This is a genomic window from Thermaerobacter nagasakiensis, assembly GCF_055396825.1.
Window position 1 is genome coordinate 1,545,522 of the sequence record NZ_AP043740.1, and the last position, 17,081, is coordinate 1,562,602.

The following is a 17,081-nucleotide window of genomic DNA, read 5'->3' on the forward strand; positions in this document are numbered from 1 at the left end:
CCGGCCCACCCTGTAACGGGCTCGTGGTTCCGGCTTCCTTTCGTAACCGGCTTCTTTTACAGAACGTTTACAGCCCCTTGCCCCCTCGGCAACGGCCGGCCCGGGTCGCCGGGTTAAAATGACCTCGGTGAAGACTGCAGTGACATGGCATGGGAAGCTGGGCGGGCGGTCGGGGCACAGGCTGCCCGCGGGAAGGAGCCGGACGCCATGGATCGCAATGACGGCAGCCCGCTTGACCGTCCTCTGAACCCCCTGGTCCGGTCCGGCCTGGACCCGGAGTCACCCCAGCCGGCGGTGCCGGACCGGCCCGGACCCGATGGCGGCGACGAGCCCTCGGACAGCGACGGCCCCGCCTGGGCCCGTGCCCAGGCGGGCGGGTGGAGCGGCGACCGGTACGGTGGAGGCGGTGGGTACGGCGAGGACGGGGGCAGCTACGAACCGCACGCGGCCGGTGCCGTTGCCCGGCAGCGTCCTCAGGAGCGGCATGGCTGGTGGTCCCGGCTGGTGACCGCCCTGGTGGGTGGGCTGGTGGGAGGCGGCCTTGTCTTCTACGCCGTGACGGCCGGCCCCCTGGCGGCCGCGCCGGGCCGGGCGCCCGACGCCAGCCCAGGCGGCTCGGGGACGGGCAACGGCGCGCCCGCCCCGGTGACGGAGCCTGCGCCGTCCGGCAGCCCGAGTGCGCCCGTGGTCGATTTTTCGCAGGTCTACGCCCAGGTGGCGCCGTCGGTGGTGCGGGTGGTGCGCACCGCCCGAGGGGTGAGCCCCTGGCTCGGCATCGTCCAGGAGGAGAGCTCGGGCTCAGGGGTGGTGATCGATGACCAGGGCCACGTGGTGACCAACTACCACGTGGTCGAGAACGCCTCCCGGCTTTGGATCGTGCTGGACGACGGCACCCAGGTGGAGGCGCGCCTGGTGGCCCAGGACCCCAGCCACGACCTGGCGCTTTTGCAGGCCGACCTGCCCGCCGGCCAGGTGCGCCCGGCCCGGCTGGGCGACTCCGATGCCCTGCGGGTGGGCGAGCCCGTCATGGCGGTGGGCTACCCCTTCGGCCTGCCCAAGACGGCCACCACCGGGGTGATCAGCGGCCTGCACCGCAACAACCTGCAGGCGCCCAACGGCCGGATCATCCGCGAGGTGATCCAGACCGACGCGCCCATCAATCCCGGCAACTCGGGCGGTGCGCTGGTCAACGCCCGCGGCGAGGTGGTGGGGATCAACACCGCCATCCTCTCCAACGTGGAGTCGCGGCCCGGGTCCATCGGCATCGGCTTCGCCGTGCCGATCAACATCCTCAAGCGGGAGCTGGACCTCTTCCTGGCCGGTGGCACCGTCCAGCACCCGTGGCTGGGCATCGGCGGCGTGGCGGTGGATCCGGCCTCCTACCGGGAGCGCGGCCTGGCCGTCGACCAGGGCATCCAGGTGGCCGAGGTGGTGCCGGGCGGCCCGGCGGACCGGGCGGGCCTGCGGGCCGCCGAGCCCCGCCGCCTGGGCGGCACGGTGATCCCCTATGGCGGGGACGTGATCCTGGCCGTGGACGGGCAGGCCGTGCGGGATGTACCCGATCTGGTGGCCTACCTGGACCGGAAGCGGGTGGGGGACCGGGTGACCCTCCGCATCAACCGGGACGGGCAGGAGCTGCAGGTCCTGGTGGTGCTGGGGGCTTTCCCCGACGAGCTGGGCGGCGACTGAGGCCACTGAGTTGACATCGGCGGCGGGTCCTTCTACAATCCGAGGTAACAGTTCAGTTCGCCAAAGGCAATGCGCGGGACGAGTAGGCGTGTACCGGCGGCCAGCGAGCCGGCGACCCGGGCACCCGGGATGGTGGGAGGCCGGTCCGTCACAGGGCACGCTGAATGGACCCGCAAGCCGCAGGCCGAACGCGGCGCCCGCCCGGCGGGACCGCCAGTAGGCCCTGCCGGAGCCCCCACCGTGACCCGGGGGAGGGTATCGGCCGAAAGCCCGTACCCGAACGAGTGAGGCCCACCGGCCTAACTCGGGTGGCACCGCGGAAGCTCCCTTTCGCCCCGAAGGCGAAAGGGGTTTTTTGTTTGGGCCGGTCTGGATCGCGCTGTGCAGGCACCGGCGCGGTCCCTTCCGGCTGGCGCCGCGGTCCCCGACAGCCAGCCCACCGCTCCCCGCCCGCTGCCACGACGGCGGCCGGGCCGGGCGGCGAGGGCGGGCCCGGTGGACCTAATTGGGGTGGCACCACGGAACGGCGCCTTCCGTCCCCGGACGGAAGGCGCCGCTTGTCTTCCGGCCCCCGCTGACCGGGCGGCCGCCAAGGGAAGGGAGAGGAGACCGCCATGGCCAGTGCACCCGCGACCCTGGTTCTGGAGCTGGCTCTGGATCAGGAGACGCCCGTGACCCTGTTCCGGCGGCTGGCCGGCGACGGGCCCGGATTCATCCTGGAAAGCCTGGGCGGCGGTGAGCGGTCGGGGCGCTATTCGTACGTAGGTGTCCGGCCGGTCCGGGAACTGGTCTGCACCGGCTCGGGGTCGGTGATCTATCACCGGGACGAACCCGGCGGTACCGTCCTCGACGTCACGCCCGGTCCGGCCGACCCCTTCGCCGCCCTGCGCCGGTTCGTCCCCCGGCGCCCGGTTGCCCCCGGCTTCCGCTTCGCGGGCGGCGCCGTGGGATACCTGGGCTACGATGCCGTCCGCTTCCTCGAGCGGCTGCCGGGGCGGCCGCCCGCCGATCCCCTGCTCCCCGTGGCCCGGTTCATGGAGTGCGCCCTGCTGGCGGTGCTGGATCACCGCACCCACCGGCTCTACCTCATGGCGCCCGTGCTGGACCTTCCCGGGCGGTCCGAGGAAGAAGCGCGCCGGGCCGCCCGGCGCCGGCTGGAGGAAGCGCTGGCCGCCCTGGAGGCGCCCCTGCCGCCCCGGCCCCTTCTTCGCCTGGACGGCGGCGCCGGGGCGCAGGCCATGGTCCCGGCCGGCCTGCACAGCAACATGGCGGCGGGGGACTTCCTCGCGGCGGTGCGCCGGGCCCAGGCGTACATCCGGGCCGGGGACGTGTTCCAGGTGGTGCTCTCCCGCCGGCTCGAGTTCGCCTGGCCTCCCGCAGCGGGTGCCGGGGACGGGCCGGCGGTGGCCGGGCCCGCCGGCGCCGGGAGCGCGCCGGCGCCGGGCGTGCCGGCCGGGGACGGGCCTGCCGGCGCTGGGAGTGCGCCGGTGACGGGCGCGCAGGCCCGGGACGGGCGGGCCGGTGGGGGCCCGCCGGCGCCGGGCCTTGCCGGTGCCGCCAGTGCGGTCCCAGAGGATCTCGACCTCTACCGGGCCCTGCGGGTGATCTCGCCCTCCCCTTACATGTTCTTCCTCCGCTTTGACGGGGACACCACGTTGCTCGGCGCCTCGCCCGAGCTCCTGGTGCGGGTGGAGGGCCGGCGGGCCCTGACCCGGCCGCTGGCGGGCACCCGGCCCCGGGGCGCCGGCGAGGAGGACGATCGGGCCCTGGAACGCGAGCTCCTGGCGGATCCCAAGGAGCGGGCCGAGCACACCATGCTGGTCGATCTGGGCCGCAACGACCTGGGCCGGGTGTGCCGCCCGGGCACCGTGCGGGTCGAGCGGTTCATGGCGGTGGAGCGCTACTCCCACGTGATGCACCTGGCCTCCGACGTGGCCGGCGAGCTGGCGGAAGGCCGCGACGCCGTGGACGCCCTGGCCGCCTGCTTCCCCGCCGGTACCCTGACGGGGGCGCCCAAGGTGCGGGCCATGGAGATCATCGACGAGCTGGAACCCGTCGCCCGCGGTCCCTACGGCGGGGCGGTGGGGTATCTGGGCTACGACGGCGACCTGGACATGTGCATCGCCATCCGGACCCTGGTGCTCCATGCCGGCCGGGGCTTCCTGCAGGTCGGGGCCGGCGTGGTGGCCGGTTCGCAACCGGAGGGCGAGTGGGCCGAGACGGAGGCCAAGGCCCGCTCGGGGCTGCGGGCCCTGGCCCTGGCGGCCGCCCTGGGCAAGGCCCCGTCCCGTCTACCGGACGAACCCGGCTCGGCGCCGGCCGCCGCCCGCGTTGCCGGCGGCCGCCGGGGGCTCGCCGCCGGGGGCCCGGCCGCCGGTTGGGCCCCGGCCGGTGGCTCCGGCCCCATCGCCGGGCCCGCTGCCCCCGGCCCCGTCGCCCAGGGGGCACCCGCCGGGCCCGCGGCCGCGGCGGTGGCGGCTGCCGAAGGGGAAGGAGGGGGTCCTGCGTGAGCCTGCGGGTGCTGGTGATCGACAACTACGACTCCTTCACCTACAACCTGGTCCAGCTGCTGGCCGAGCTGGGCGCCCAGGTGGAGGTCTTCCGCAACGACGCCATCGACGGGGAGGGAGTGGAGGCCCGGGATCCCGATGCGGTAGTCCTTTCCCCGGGACCCTGCACCCCCCGCGAGGCCGGCTGCTCCATGGAGGTGGTGCGCCGGCTGGACGCTCGCCGCCCCCTGCTGGGGGTATGCCTGGGGCACCAGGCCATCGCCGCCGCCCTGGGGGGCCGGGTGGTGCGGGGCCCCGAGCCCGTCCACGGCATGGCGTCGGCGGTTTTCCATGACGGCACGGGACTGCTGGCGGGCCTGCCCTCGCCCCTGGAGGCCGGCCGGTACCACTCGCTGGTGGTCGACCCTGCCAGCCTGCCCCCCGAGCTGGAGGCCTGCGCCTGGACCGCCGACGGCCTGATCATGGGCCTGCGGCACCGGCACCGGCCGGTCTACGGCCTGCAGTTCCATCCCGAGTCGGTGCTGACGCCCCGGGGCCGGGACATGCTCGAGCAGTTCCTCGCCATTGCCGGCCGGTTCCAGGCCGAGCGCCGCCGGGTCCAGTCCCGGCCCGCGCCGTCCGGGCACCAGGGCCGCCCGGCGGCGGTGCCGGCCGCCGCGGGCCCGCAGGCAGTGCCGGCCGGTTCGTCCCCACGGGTGGAGGAGGGGTCCTGAATGGAGAGCAACGCCCTGCAGGCGGCCCTGGCCCGGGTGCTCTCGGGCCGCGACCTGACGGCCGCCGAGGCCGAAGCGGCCATGGACGTCATCATGTCCGGGGCGGCCACCCCGGCCCAGGTGGCCGGCTATCTGGTGGCCCTGCGCATGAAGGGGGAGACGCCGGCAGAGATCGCCGGTTCGGCCCGGGCGATGCGGCGCCACGCCACCCCGGTGCCCACCCGGCGCCAGGGGGTGATGGACACCTGCGGCACCGGGGGCGACGGCCGCCACACCTTCAACATCTCCACCCTGGCGGCCATCGTGGCGGCGGCCGCGGGGGTGCCGGTGGCCAAGCACGGCAACCGGTCCGTTTCCAGCCGCTGCGGCAGCGCCGACGTGCTGGAGGCCCTGGGCGTGCCCCTGGACCTGGAGCCGGCGGCCCTGGGCCGCTGCCTGGACGAGGTGGGCATCGCCTTCCTCTTCGCACCCCGGCTCCACGGGGCCATGCGCCATGCCGCCGGCCCCCGCCGGGAGCTGGGGATCCGGACCATCTTCAACCTGCTGGGCCCGCTGACCAACCCGGCCGGAGCCCGCTACCAGCTGCTGGGCGTCTACGCCGCCGAGCTGGTGGAGCCGGTGGCCCGGGTGCTGGCCGAGCTGGGGGTGGAACGGGCCCTGGTGGTCCACGGGGCGCCGGGCCTCGACGAGATGTCCGTTTGCGGTCCCACCCTGGTGGGCCGGGTGGACGGCGACCAGGTCACCCTCACGACGGTGGAACCGGCCGCCGCCGGGCTACCGGTGTATCCCCTCGAGGCCATCGCCGGCGGCGATCCCGCCCGCAACGCGGCCATCGCCCGCCAGGTCTTGGAGGGGCGCCGGGGGCCGTACCGCGACGCCGTCATTTTCAACGCTGCCGGCGCCCTTCTGGCCGCCGGCCGGGTGGGCGACCTGCGGGAAGGGGTGGCCGAGGCGGCCCGGCTCCTGGACAGCGGTGCGGCGGCCGCGAAGCTGGAGGAGTGGGTGCGCCTGGCCCAGGCGCTGGCCCCCCGGCCAGCCGGGGAGGTGGCGGGATGACCCAGGGCGCCCTGGCGGGCCGGCTGGCCGCCATCGTGGCCAGCGTGGAGCGGCGCCTGGCGGAGCGGCAGGCCCGGCGGCCCGAGGCCGTGCTGGAGCGGGCGGTGGAAGAGGTATTAGCCCGGGAACCCCGCCGCAGCCTGGCTGCGGCCCTGGCCGGAGGGCGCCGGCGGCCGGTGCCGGCGGTGATCGCCGAGATCAAGCGGGCCTCGCCGGCGGCCGGGCGCCTGGCAGGCGCCGGCGGCGGGAGCTTCGACCCCGAGGGGCAAGCCCGCGCCTACGTGGAAGGCGGTGCGGCGGCGCTCAGCGTGGTGACCGAACCGGATCACTTCCAGGGCGATGTGGCGGATCTCGGGCGGGTGCGGCCCCTGGGGCTGCCGGTGCTGCGCAAGGATTTCATCGTCAGCCGGTACCAGCTTCTGGAGTCCGTGCTGGCCGGGGCCGACGCCGTGCTGCTCATCGCCCGCATCGTGCCGCCCCGGTTGCTGGCCCGGCTGGTGCGGGCGGCTGAAGAGGCGGGCCTTGAGCCCTTCGTCGAGGTCAACGACCGCCGGGACGTGGAGGCGGCCGTCGCCGCGGGGGCGCGGCTGATCGGCGTGAACCACCGGGACCTGGACACCTTCACCCTCGACCCCGGGCGGTTTGCGGAACTGGTGCCCCTCCTGCCGGAGGAAGCCATCCGGGTGGCCGCCAGCGGCATCGCCACCCCGCAGCGGGCCCGGGAGCTGCACGCCCTGGGAGCCGACGCCGTGCTGGTGGGCGAGGCGCTGATGCGCAGCGGGCATCCGGCCGGGTGGCTGCGCCAGCTGGCGGCGGGCGCAGGGGGTGGGGCTCCGTGAGCCGCGGTAGCGGCGGCTTGTATCCGAAGGGCGCCCGGGACCGTTGGCCGGAGGCGAAACCGGTCCGGTCGCGCCCACCGGTCCCAGGCTGGTCGCGGGGTGCGGCACCCGTCCGGCCCCGGGATCCGGTGCCGGACGGGCTGTCGGACGGGCTGCGGAACCTCGCATGGGGCCGGTCGCGGGACCCGGTGCTGAGCCGGTGGCCCGGCGCGGCGGGGGACCGCACCCCGAAGGTGCTGCCGGGAGGCGGGGAGCGGTGAGCACGGCCGGTCTCTGGATCAAGATCTGCGGCCTGCGGGATGCGGCCACCGCCCGGGCGGCCCTGCAGGCGGGCGCCGACGCCCTGGGCTTCGTCTTTGCTCCGAGCCCCCGGCAGGTCGACCCGGCCACCGTGGCGCGCATCGTAGCCGGGCTACCGCGGGAACTGCCGCTGGAGAGGGGACCGGCGGGGGCCGGCAGGGCCGGTTCCGCCGGCGATTTCGGACCGCGCCCTGCCCTGGTGGGCGTGTTCGTCAATGCCTCGCTGGCCGAGATCCTGGTCGTCGCTCGCCAGGCGGGGCTGACCCACGTTCAGCTCCACGGCGACGAGCCGGAGGACCTGGTGGCTGCCCTCCAGGCCGAGGGGCTGCGGGTGATCCGGGCGGTGGCGGCGGCGGCCAGGGGTGCTGCGGGCGGGACCGCCGCGGCCGCGGGCCGCGGTGCAGCCGTGGCCTATGGCACGGTAGCGGCCGCCAGCGAAGCCACGGGCACCTGCAGCCAAGACGACCCCGGCGAAACCGCGGGGGCCGACGGGGCAGGGCACTCCAGCGCAGCGGCGACCACGGCCGGGGAAGGGGAGTCCCCCGAGCTGCAGCAGGCCCTGGTCACCCGGGCCGACCGCGTGCTGCTGGATGCGGCGGTGCCCGGCCAGCGCGGGGGAACGGGGCAGCGGGCCGACTGGGCGGCAGCCGCCTGGCTGGCCCGCCGGCGGCCGCTGATCCTGGCCGGGGGGCTCAATCCCGAGAACGTGGCCGAGGCGGTGCGGGCTGTGCGCCCCTGGGGCGTCGACGTCTCCAGCGGGGTCGAACGGGCCCGCGGGGTCAAGGACCCTGAGCGGATCGCCCGCTTCATCGCCGCCGCCCGGGCGGCGGCCGGCGGCGGTCCCGAGCCGGTCCGGGAGAAGCCGCCGGCAAGCCATGCGGACAAGCGATGGGCGGGCTTGAGATAGGAAGGGACCGTAACCCAGATAGGAAGGGACCGGGGCGGTGAGCGCCGCCTGGAGCAGCGGCAGCGACCACCATCGCCGGCATGCCGGGAAGGAAACCATCGCCAGCGAGCAGGGCAGGAAAAGAGGGAGAGAGCGATGCACCACCACGCAGCCCAGGGGGCGGCGGCTCCGGGCGGGTCGGGGACGGGGCCCGACGCCCGGGGCTACTTCGGGCCCTTCGGGGGCCGGTTCGTCCCGGAGACGGTGATCCCCGCCCTGGAAGAACTGGAGCAGGCCTATGGGGAGGCCGCGGCGGACCCGGCCTTCCGGGCGGAGCTGGAGGGCTACCTGGCGGAGTTCTGCGGCCGGCCCACGCCCCTCTACCGGGCGGACCGGCTGGCGGCCGCCTGCGGCAACCCGGGGGTGCGGGTCTACCTGAAGCGGGAAGACCTGAATCACACCGGGGCCCACAAGATCAACAACGCTCTGGGCCAGGCGCTGCTGGCCCGGCGTATGGGCAAGCGGCGGGTGATCGCCGAGACGGGGGCAGGGCAGCACGGCGTGGCCACGGCCACGGCGGCGGCGGTGCTGGGGCTGGAGTGCGAGGTCTTCATGGGCGCCGAGGACATGCGCCGCCAGCAGCTGAACGTCTTCCGCATGGAGCTGCTGGGTGCCCGGGTCCGGCCGGTGACCTCGGGAACGGCCACTCTCAAAGATGCCACCAACGAGGCCATCCGCCACTGGGTGACCCACGTGCGGGACACCCACTACATCATCGGGTCGGTGGTGGGTCCCCACCCCTATCCCCGCATGGTTCGGGATTTCCAGTCGGTGATCGGGCGGGAGGCCCGGGCGCAGGTCCTGGAGAAGGAGGGGCGCCTGCCCGACGTGCTGGTGGCCTGCGTGGGCGGGGGCAGCAACGCCATGGGCCTGTTCTACCCCTTTGTGGACGACGCGGGGGTGGCCATGATCGGGGTGGAGGCGGCGGGAGAGGGCCTGGAGACGGGGCGCCACGCGGCCTCCCTGACGGCCGGGCGGCCGGGGATCCTCCACGGGGCCCTGAGCTACCTCTTGCAGGACGAGGACGGCCAGGTGCAGCCGGCCCACTCCGTCTCCGCCGGCCTGGACTACCCCGGCGTCGGGCCCGAACACGCCTACCTCAAGGCCAGCGGCCGGGCCCGGTACGAGGCGGTGACGGACGAGGAGGCGCTGGAAGCCTTCGAGTTGCTCTGCCGGACGGAGGGAATCGTCCCGGCGCTGGAGAGCGCCCATGCCATCGCCTACCTGCGGCGCCTGCTGCCCCAGCTGCCGGCGGGCAGCGTCGTGGTGGTCAGCCTGTCGGGGCGGGGCGACAAGGACGTGGCGGAGGTGGCGCGGCTGCGGGGCCGCGCCGGCCGGGGCGTGAACCAGAGCGCTCCCGGCGGCAACCCGAGCCACGACGCCGGCCGCTCCGTACCCGGCAACCCAGCGGGAGCCGGGATCACGGCGGGACCTGTGGGGCGGGGGATGCCCGCAGCGGCGCCGGTGGCTGCCGCGGCCGGGGCGCCCGCGGCGGCGGCCGGGGCCGCGGGCCCCATGGCGCCAGCAGCGGCTTGCGGGACCACGGGCCCGGCGGGGTCCCGGGGAAAGGAGGAGAGCCGGTGGATCCAGCGGTAGCGGGTGGGGCAGTAGCCGGTGGAGCGGCGGCCGGTCGGGTGGCGGCCGGTGGGGTGGAGGCCGGCGCGGAGGTGCCCGAGCCGGTCAACCGCCTGGACGCCGCTCTGGCCCGGGCCCGCTCCGAGGGGCGGGCGGCGCTGATCGTGTACGTCACCGCTGGGCACCCCGACCTGGCGGTCACCCGGCAACTGGTGCCCGCGCTGTTCGCCGCGGGCGCCGACGTGGTGGAGGTGGGGATGCCCTTTTCCGATCCCCTGGCCGACGGGCCCACCATCCAGCAGTCGACCCAGAAGGCCCTGGCCCGCGGGGTGCGGCTGGCGGGGGTCCTGGATCTGGTGCGGGACCTGCGGGTCCAGGGCGTGGACGGGGCCCTGGTGCTGCTGACCTACGCCAACCCCCTCTTGGCCCGTGGCCTGCTGGATGACCCCAGCCCCCTGGCCGCCGCCGGCCTGGACGGGGTGATCGTCCCCGATCTGCCCATGGTGGAGCGGGGCCGGGCCGAGATCGCCTTCCGCACGGCCGGTCTGCACCTGATCCCCATGGTGGCGCCCACCAGCTCGCCCGAGCATGTGCGGCGGGCCGCGGCCGGGCAGGGCGGGTTCGTCTACTGCGTCTCGGTGACGGGGGTGACGGGGGCGCGGAAGAACCTGCCCGAGGAGCTGCCCGCGTGGCTCGACCGCATCCGGGCGGCGGGGCCGCGGCCGGTGGCCATCGGCTTCGGCGTCTCGGGTCCGGAGCAGGCCCGGGCCCTGGCCGCCCATGCCGACGGCGTCATCGTGGGCTCCGCCCTGGTAGAGCGCATCGAGGAGGCGGCCCGGGATGGCTCGTCCACAGACGAACAGGCGAGGGTCCGCGCCGTGGTGGATGCGGCGACCGCCTTCGTGGCGGCCCTCCGGCAGGCACTGACGGGGAGCCGGCCTTGAGGAGGGCGAGGCGGACGCCGGGCAGCAACCCAGCCGCACCGGAGGCCTCCGGGAGGCCTAAACCGTGCAAGATGGGCAACAGAACTCTCACTTTTCTCTGCAGCCGTTGCCTCGCACCATGGGAGTAGAAATCCCCCGGAGGTGATTCGAATGCGGGTTCACGTCGGCCTCCCCGTCACCGACCTCACGGCGTCCGTCGACTTCTACCAGCGCTTCTTGGGTCGGTCGCCGAGCCGCGTGCTACCCGGTTACGCCCAGTTTCTTCTGGACGAACCGGCCCTCAATCTGGCGTTGACCGCAACCAAGGCGGCAGCAACCGGTGATGGTACGCCGACGCCGGCCACCCCAGGGCACCACTTTGGGATCGAAGTGGAGTCGGTGGCTGCCGTCCGGTCCGCCTTGCAAAGGTTGCAGAACAGCGGCCTGAAGGCGAAGGTGGAAGAGGACGCCCTGTGTTGCTACTCCAGGCAGGAAAAGATCTGGGTGGAGGACCCTGACGGTCACCGCTGGGAAGTCTTCTTCGTAGCGGAACGATACGGCAGCGACGCGCCAGGTTCCGGCTGCTGCGAGCCCGCCGGCGCCTCTGCCTGTTGCGCCGGATGCTGTGCGGGATGAGCGATGAATCCGCCACCTCTCAATCAATTACGGAACAGGGAAGCGGCTCGAGATAAAGCCCCGGCTCGCACGACCGGCAAGGCCGGGCTTGTCCTGGAACGGTTCATCGCCCTCGCCCACTGGTTGGGCCAGCGGGGTGCCGAGCCCACCGGTCCTGGTCGCGGTCAGCTTGGAAGGGAGCCGTTCGGTGCCCAGGTCACCGTGGATGAGATCGCCCGAGTCTGGGGATGTTCTCGCCGTGCCGCCCAGCAGATGCTGCGGCGTCTGGCCCGCTGGGGCCTTGTCGCCTGGCGGCCCCAACCCGGGCGGGGCGGAAGGTCCCACCTGCAGGTGATGGTCCATCCCGTCCACGCCTACTTTGACCGGGCGGCGGTTGCTATAGAACGCCAGCAGTGGGCGGAAGCCGCCTTCTGGTTGTCCGAGATCCTGAGGGAATGCCCCTGCATCCCCCAGGTACCTTCCTTGCTGGCAGAGGTCCGGATCCGGCTGGGGCTGCCGCCCGCCACCAGCGGATGGGCCTGTTGCGGGGGATGAAAGGCGGGCGCGGGGCAGCATCGCCGGTTTGCCGAGGAACCGTGTGCCAAGGGCAAGCCGGTCGTGGGGCCCGCGACGAGGGGCACGGGGGTGGGGGAACGGCCGGCTAGCCCTTGCCCCCGCCCTCGGGTTCGATGATGGCCGTCTCCCAGGCCTCGGGATCCTCGATCAGCGACTGGGCCACCCGGTGGAGGACGTGGCCCAGTTCCGTCCAGCGGTCGGCAGCGTTCTTCCCCAGGGGAAAGACGGAGGCGTTGCCCTCCCGGTCCCAGCTGACCAGCACCGACGCCGTCTCCCCCGAGGGCGGCGACGGCAGGGCATACCCCGCCCCGCGCAGCAGCGACAGCACGATGCCGAACCAGAGGGTGGCGCTGACCGGTCGCAGGGTGCCCTGGGTGGGGGTGCGGGAGGCGCCGGGAATGTACCCGTAATGCCAGGTGGTGCTGGCCGGGTCGAACATCAGCACGTGCACGGGACGAACCCTCCCCGGCGCCCCACCCTCCGCAGGGGTGGCCCGCTCCCGTGGTGGGGCGCCGGTTCCAAGGTGCCCACGCCTTTCCAGGACTATGCATGGCGCAGGCCGCCGGGCAGGGGCGCGGGGGGTGTCCTGAACCGGCAGGCGGCCGGAGGCGGCCGGGCCGTCAGGCCTCGCTTTCGCCATCCCGACCGGCACCCTCCAGGACCTCGAGCCAGCGGTCGGCCTCTTCCACCGTGAGCTCTCCTCGGGCCAGGGCCTCCAGCACCTGGCGCGGGTGGTGGTAGGGGCCGCGGCCTCCGCCCTCGGGGACCGGCGACGGACCGGCCGGAGCGGGTACATCCCCCCTGGGCCCCGTGGTCTCGGGGGTTCCTGCGGGGGCCGGAGTCCCGCCGGCGGCGGCCGCACCGGCGCCGGAGCCGGGGGCGAAGCCCAGGGCGGCACCACCGGGGCCAGGATGCCCCGGCGCGGGGTGCCCAGGACCGGATCCCGCTCCCGCTGGCGGCGAGCCGGCTCCGGCCGGGCCGGGACTGGGGGCCGGATCCTCCGGCCGGGCCGGTCCGGCGGGCGGAGCCGTTGAGGGCCCCGGCACCGGTCCGGCGCCCTCACCCCCGCCGGAGCGGTCCGCCGCACCATAGCCCACCACCCGGATGTTCCCCGCTCCCGTGGTGATCTCCACGGTGCCCTCGCCGGGCCCCAGGCTGTCCACGACCCGCTGGCCCAGGCCGCCCCGGCGGCCCACGTGGATCCCCCCGGGCACGTGGATCGTCCCCGCCCCCGTTTGCAGCTCCAGGCGCCCGCCCCGCACGCCGGCTAAGTCGAGGACCACGTTGCCGAACCCGGATCGCGCCTGGATCCGGGCCGCCCCCTGGTTGTGGGGCCGCAGGTCGACGGAGCCGGCCCCGGTGGTCACCTCGGCCTCCGCCTCGACCTCCGCGTCGAGGAAGACGTCGCCTGCCCCCGTGCGGATGCGCACCCTGCGCAGCCGGCCGCCCCGCACCGCCACCTCGCCGGCCCCCGCCTGCACCTCCAGGTCCCCGTGCTGGCCCACCAGGGTGACGTCCCCGGCGCCGGTGCGGATGCGCCAGCGGCCGCGGCAGCCCGAGGCCCTGAGATCCCCCGCCCGCACGTGCAGGTCGCCCTCCAGGTCCAGTTCCCGCAGGTCGACCTCGCCCGTACAGCGCACCACCAGGGCCTCCACCGCCGGCGGCAAGGTCAGGCTGAGCTGCTCCTCAGGCCCAATCCAGCCCGTCCAGCGGCGGGGGTGGGGGGTGCGCAGGACCAGGGCCTCGCCCTCCCGTTCTGCCACCAGGGAGGGCGGGCCCTCCCAGTCAAGCCCGTAGCCCGGACGAACCCGCACCGCCAGCCGCCCGCCGTGGACCTCCACCCGGCGCACGCCTTCCACCAGCCGGGACCCGGCCGTGTGCTCCTTCATTGTGGTTCCTCCCCTTCCCCAGGCCGAATACGGTGGTCCTCAAGGTCCGGGCCGCCGCCCGAGCCGGCTGCCGGGCGGGAGCCGGGCCCCGGGCTGCTGGCCGGACCCGCGGCGCTCAACAGTTCCAGCGCCTCGTCCACCACCAGCTCGCCCCGCCGCACCCGCTCCAGGATGGCCTGCCGGGTTCGTCCCCGGGGGGAAGCGGTGCCGGGCGAACCGGCTCCCCCTTCGCCGGAGCCCGCAGTGGCGGGGCCGCCCAGGGCCTCGATGATCTCGTCCAGCTTCTTGCGCACCGTGGGGTACGACACCCCCAGCATCCGCTCCATCTCCCGCAGGTTGCCGGCTGCCCGCAGGAAGAGCAGGGCAAACCGCCGCTGTTCCGGATCCAGGAGGTCGAAGGGGCTCAGCCGGTAGCGGGACCGGATCTGGGTCGCGCAGGCCGGGCAGGCCACCTCCCGGACCTCCAGGTCATGGCCGCAGTGGGGGCAGCGGGCGGGAACTTCAAAGGGCGGTCTCATCCGCGATTCACCTCCACAGCCCCGGACCCGCTCGCGGCGGCGTTCCCGGCGGCGGGGTGATCCAGCAGGGTGCGCATGGCCGGGGCCCGCCACCAGGCCGCCGCCACGGCGAGCACGGTCAAAAGGGCCGTAGTGGCGAAGATCATGGGGACGGGGACCCGGTCGGCCAGGGTGCCGCCGGCCATCTGACCCAGGGGTTGCAGGATCATGGCCACGGTGTAGAGCAGGCCGAACACCCGGCCGCGGAGATCGGGGGTCACGGCCTGCTGGAGCATGGTGGTGGCGGCCACGTTGACCAGGGCGTTCACCACGCCGAAGAGGCACCCGGCGGCGATGCTGGCGGGCAGCCAGCGGCTGGAGCCCAGTACGGCGCCAAGGAGGGCCTGGAGGACGATCAGTTGCATCCAGCCCCGGGCCCGGCGCGGCCCTCGACCGGTCCCCGCCAGCAGGCCGCCGGCCAGTGCGCCTACGGCCAAGGATGCCTGGATCCACCCGAGCACCTGGGGTCCCCCTTGCAGCACCCGCTGCACCACCACGGGGATCAGGACGAAGGAAGCGGCGAAAGCCAGGTTCAGGACCGACACCAGGATGAAGAAGGGGCCCAGGTCGGGCCGCCCGAAGACGGCCGCCACCCCCTCCCGGAACTGGGCGGCGAAGGACCCGTGGGGGTCCCCGGCCGGGCCCGCCGGTCGCCTGCCGGTGCCACGGCCCGCCCGGGGCGCCGCTGGGCCGCCGGCCTGCGGTGGGGCCCCCGATCCACCGGCGACGCCCCCGGCCGGCGAAGACCCCGCAGGCGCTTTCCAGCCCAGGGCCCCCGCCAGCAGGATGGCCACGGCCGAGACGGCGTAGGAGACGGCGTCGACCAGGGCGGCCCAGCCTGCATGCCGGCTGGCCAGCATGCCGCCCAGGGCGGGACCGGCGATGCGGCCGACGCTCTCGCCGGTGGCCACCAGGCCGTTGGCCGCCGCCAGCTGCTGGGGCGGCACCAGTTCCGGCCAGATGGCGCTGCTCAGGGGCATGAAGAGCGCCAGGCCGGCGGCGTCCACGGCGAGAAGCACCAGGACCGCGGGAAGGGTCGCGTGGCCGGTGAAGAGCAGGGCGGCCAGGGCGGCCATCACCAGGCCGCGCCCGACCTCGAGAACCAGGAAGAACCGGCCGCGGTGCCAGCGGTCCACCAGCACGCCGGCGGGCAGCCCGGCCACGGCCATGACCAGGGCGGCCACCGCGTTGACGCTGGCCATCCGCTGGGCCGAGCCGGTGGTCTCCAGGACCCACCACTGGATGGCCATCATGCTGGCCATGCCGCCGGCCACGGAGACGATCCGGGCCAGCCACAGCACGACGAAGGGGCGGTGGTGCCAGAGGGAAGGCCCACGCGCCGAGGGTGCAGGCGCTGCCTGGCGCGCCGGAGGGCGGGCCGGGCAGGCGTCAGGGGCCGGGGCGCCGGTGGGGGTGCCGCTGGCCGACACGGGGATTCCTCCTCCCGTTCCTGGGAAGGCTTCCATGACGATGATGAACAGGATAGTCGAAGATGTCAATCATACAATAAAAATTTTTAATTAGATTACGTCGCCGATGCCCCGCCGCGGCTCAAGGGGGCAGGCAGGTGCCCGGAGGATGGCCCGGCCGGGGCACCCCGCCGCCGGCTCCGAAGGGACAGCACGTACCCCGAGGATGTCCCGCCCGGTGGCCGCGGCAACGGCGGGGCAGGGACCCCCGGTCCAGACGGTGAACTGGAAGGGTTGGGCAGTTGCGGCAGCAACCTGTACTGTGAGCCGCCGGGCCTGAAAGGGCCGTGGCGACGGTCCGCGCCGTTCTGGGGGAAGCGGGAATCTCAACGCGACGATGATCTGGATCGGTCGAGGTTAGAGGGCGTCTAGAGGGTTAGAGGGCGTCTAGAGGGTCAAGGGCCGCGAGGGAGGGACGGCCATGCGGGTGGTCATCAGCGGCGGCACGGGCCTGATCGGATCGGCCCTCGCCCGCCGGCTGCGAGCGCAGGGGCATGAGGTGGTCATCCTCACCCGGGGGGCGAAGGGCGGGCCCACGGGTACGGCGGCCGGCGCGGCGGCCGGGGAGGGGGCGGATGGCGGCGGAGGGCTGTTGCGCTACCTGTCCTGGACGGCGAAACCGGTGGCGCCCGGGGACCCCCGGCCGGGCTGGTGGGAGGCGGTGGCCGGCGCGGGGGCGGTGGTCAACCTGGCGGGGGAGTCCATCGCCGCCGGCCGCTGGACCCCGCGCCAGAAGGAGCGGATCCGAGAAAGCCGCATCCAGGCCACCCGGGCGCTGGTCCAGGCCATCGAGGCGGCAGAGCCCCGGCCGGCGGTGCTGGTGAGCGGGTCGGCGGTGGGCTACTACGGGCCCCGGGGCGACGAGGTGATCGACGAGGAAGCGCCGCCGGGGGACGACTTCCTCAGCCGGGTCTGCGTGGATTGGGAAGCCGAGGCCCGCAAGGCCGGAGCGGCCGGCGTGCGGGTGGTCCTGGTGCGGACGGGGCTCGTCCTGGCCCGGGAGGGGGGCGCCCTGCCCCGGCTGGTTCTTCCCTTCCGGCTGGGTGCCGGTGGGCCGCTGGGTCATGGGCGGCAGTGGGTTCCCTGGATCCACCTGGACGACCTGGTGGCCCTTCTGGTCTTCCTCATCGAAACGCCGGACCTGGAAGGCCCCTTCAACGGCACGGCGCCTGAGCCGGTGACCAGCCGGGACCTGGCCCGGGCCCTGGGGCGGGTGCTGCGCCGGCCGTCCTGGCTGCCGGCACCGGCCTTCGCCCTGCGCTTGGCCCTGGGGGAGATGGCCGACGCCCTGCTCTTGAGCGGCCAGCGGGCCGTGCCGCGCCGGGCCCGGGAAGCCGGCTTCCGCTTCCGGTTCCCGGAGGTCGAACCGGCGCTGCAAGATCTCTTAGGCCGGTAGCACCGGGGGCGGTCGCGGCCCGTGCGGG

14 protein-coding genes and 1 pseudogene are annotated in these 17,081 nt (G+C 74.7%); 11 read left to right on the forward strand and 4 right to left on the reverse strand.

Annotation, left to right across the window (positions count from 1 at the left end; translation table 11 throughout):
• Positions 1 to 207: 207 nt before the first annotated feature.
• From ACZ5T9_RS06565 to ACZ5T9_RS06610, 10 genes and pseudogenes are all read left to right on the forward strand, one after another.
• Entirely contained in the window at positions 208 to 1,689 is a 1,482-nt protein-coding gene (locus tag ACZ5T9_RS06565) for a S1C family serine protease (RefSeq protein WP_464832288.1), read from the forward strand.
• Positions 1,690 to 2,303: 614 nt separating this feature from the next.
• The gene (locus tag ACZ5T9_RS06570; RefSeq protein ID WP_464832289.1) at positions 2,304 to 4,199 is read left to right on the forward strand and encodes an anthranilate synthase component I family protein; all 1,896 of its coding nucleotides are present in this window, start codon (positions 2,304 to 2,306) and stop codon (positions 4,197 to 4,199) included.
• Positions 4,196 to 4,912, forward strand: a complete 717-nt coding sequence (locus ACZ5T9_RS06575; RefSeq protein WP_006903682.1) for an anthranilate synthase component II — start codon at positions 4,196 to 4,198, stop codon at positions 4,910 to 4,912. Before ACZ5T9_RS06570 ends, ACZ5T9_RS06575 begins: the two co-directional genes overlap by 4 nt.
• Complete coding sequence (trpD, locus tag ACZ5T9_RS06580) at positions 4,913 to 5,968, forward strand: anthranilate phosphoribosyltransferase (protein WP_006903683.1); 1,056 nt, start codon at positions 4,913 to 4,915, stop codon at positions 5,966 to 5,968.
• The gene (locus ACZ5T9_RS06585) at positions 5,965 to 6,807 is read left to right on the forward strand and encodes an indole-3-glycerol phosphate synthase TrpC (protein WP_006903684.1); all 843 of its coding nucleotides are present in this window, start codon (positions 5,965 to 5,967) and stop codon (positions 6,805 to 6,807) included. Before trpD ends, ACZ5T9_RS06585 begins: the two co-directional genes overlap by 4 nt.
• A gap of 256 nt (positions 6,808 to 7,063) precedes the next feature.
• Positions 7,064 to 8,014 carry a phosphoribosylanthranilate isomerase gene (locus ACZ5T9_RS06590; protein ID WP_464832290.1) on the forward strand — a complete coding sequence of 317 codons (951 nt, stop codon included), beginning with the start codon at positions 7,064 to 7,066 and terminating at the stop codon, positions 8,012 to 8,014.
• 135 nt (positions 8,015 to 8,149) lie between these two features.
• Positions 8,150 to 9,379, forward strand: a pseudogene (trpB, locus tag ACZ5T9_RS06595) (tryptophan synthase subunit beta); the annotation flags it as partial.
• A 254-nt stretch (positions 9,380 to 9,633) separates the two neighbouring features.
• Positions 9,634 to 10,572, forward strand: coding sequence for a tryptophan synthase subunit alpha (gene trpA / locus ACZ5T9_RS06600; RefSeq protein ID WP_464832291.1), 939 nt, complete (start codon positions 9,634 to 9,636; stop codon positions 10,570 to 10,572).
• Positions 10,573 to 10,722: 150 nt separating this feature from the next.
• On the forward strand, positions 10,723 to 11,187 hold the full coding sequence (locus ACZ5T9_RS06605) for an ArsI/CadI family heavy metal resistance metalloenzyme (RefSeq protein ID WP_464832292.1): 465 nt from the start codon (positions 10,723 to 10,725) through the stop codon (positions 11,185 to 11,187).
• Positions 11,188 to 11,388: 201 nt separating this feature from the next.
• On the forward strand, positions 11,389 to 11,721 hold the full coding sequence (locus ACZ5T9_RS06610) for an SgrR family transcriptional regulator (RefSeq protein WP_464832293.1): 333 nt from the start codon (positions 11,389 to 11,391) through the stop codon (positions 11,719 to 11,721).
• A gap of 106 nt (positions 11,722 to 11,827) precedes the next feature.
• Here ACZ5T9_RS06610 and ACZ5T9_RS06615 read toward each other — a convergent pair whose 3' ends face one another.
• From ACZ5T9_RS06615 to ACZ5T9_RS06630, 4 genes are all read right to left on the reverse strand, one after another.
• On the reverse strand, positions 11,828 to 12,193 hold the full coding sequence (locus ACZ5T9_RS06615) for a hypothetical protein (RefSeq protein WP_006903689.1): 366 nt from the start codon (positions 12,191 to 12,193) through the stop codon (positions 11,828 to 11,830).
• A 169-nt stretch (positions 12,194 to 12,362) separates the two neighbouring features.
• Positions 12,363 to 13,631 carry a DUF4097 family beta strand repeat-containing protein gene (locus ACZ5T9_RS06620; protein WP_464832294.1) on the reverse strand — a complete coding sequence of 423 codons (1,269 nt, stop codon included), beginning with the start codon at positions 13,629 to 13,631 and terminating at the stop codon, positions 12,363 to 12,365.
• Positions 13,628 to 14,149: a DUF2089 family protein gene (locus tag ACZ5T9_RS06625; protein WP_464832295.1), complete on the reverse strand. Its 522-nt coding sequence runs from the start codon at positions 14,147 to 14,149 to the stop codon at positions 13,628 to 13,630. Before ACZ5T9_RS06625 ends, ACZ5T9_RS06620 begins: the two co-directional genes overlap by 4 nt.
• Positions 14,146 to 15,618 carry an MFS transporter gene (locus ACZ5T9_RS06630; protein ID WP_464832296.1) on the reverse strand — a complete coding sequence of 491 codons (1,473 nt, stop codon included), beginning with the start codon at positions 15,616 to 15,618 and terminating at the stop codon, positions 14,146 to 14,148. The genes ACZ5T9_RS06625 and ACZ5T9_RS06630 overlap by 4 nt, the downstream gene beginning before the upstream one ends.
• 460 nt (positions 15,619 to 16,078) lie before the next feature.
• Here ACZ5T9_RS06630 and ACZ5T9_RS06635 point away from each other — a divergent pair, with 460 nt between their 5' ends.
• Entirely contained in the window at positions 16,079 to 17,053 is a 975-nt protein-coding gene (locus ACZ5T9_RS06635) for a TIGR01777 family oxidoreductase (RefSeq protein ID WP_464832297.1), read from the forward strand.
• Positions 17,054 to 17,081 lie beyond the last annotated feature (28 nt).

Bases quoted from the DNA above. Each gene is read 5' to 3' on its own strand.
- ACZ5T9_RS06565 (WP_464832288.1), top strand. From the start codon at position 208: ATGGATCGCAATGACGGCAGCCCGCTTGACCGTCCTCTGAACCCCCTG.
- ACZ5T9_RS06570 (WP_464832289.1), top strand. From the start codon at position 2,304: ATGGCCAGTGCACCCGCGACCCTGGTTCTGGAGCTGGCTCTGGATCAG.
- trpD (WP_006903683.1), top strand. From the start codon at position 4,913: ATGGAGAGCAACGCCCTGCAGGCGGCCCTGGCCCGGGTGCTCTCGGGC.
- ACZ5T9_RS06585 (WP_006903684.1), top strand. From the start codon at position 5,965: ATGACCCAGGGCGCCCTGGCGGGCCGGCTGGCCGCCATCGTGGCCAGC.
- ACZ5T9_RS06605 (WP_464832292.1), top strand. From the start codon at position 10,723: ATGCGGGTTCACGTCGGCCTCCCCGTCACCGACCTCACGGCGTCCGTC.
- ACZ5T9_RS06620 (WP_464832294.1), bottom strand. From the start codon at position 13,631: ATGAAGGAGCACACGGCCGGGTCCCGGCTGGTGGAAGGCGTGCGCCGG.
- ACZ5T9_RS06625 (WP_464832295.1), bottom strand. From the start codon at position 14,149: ATGAGACCGCCCTTTGAAGTTCCCGCCCGCTGCCCCCACTGCGGCCAT.
- ACZ5T9_RS06635 (WP_464832297.1), top strand. From the start codon at position 16,079: ATGCGGGTGGTCATCAGCGGCGGCACGGGCCTGATCGGATCGGCCCTC.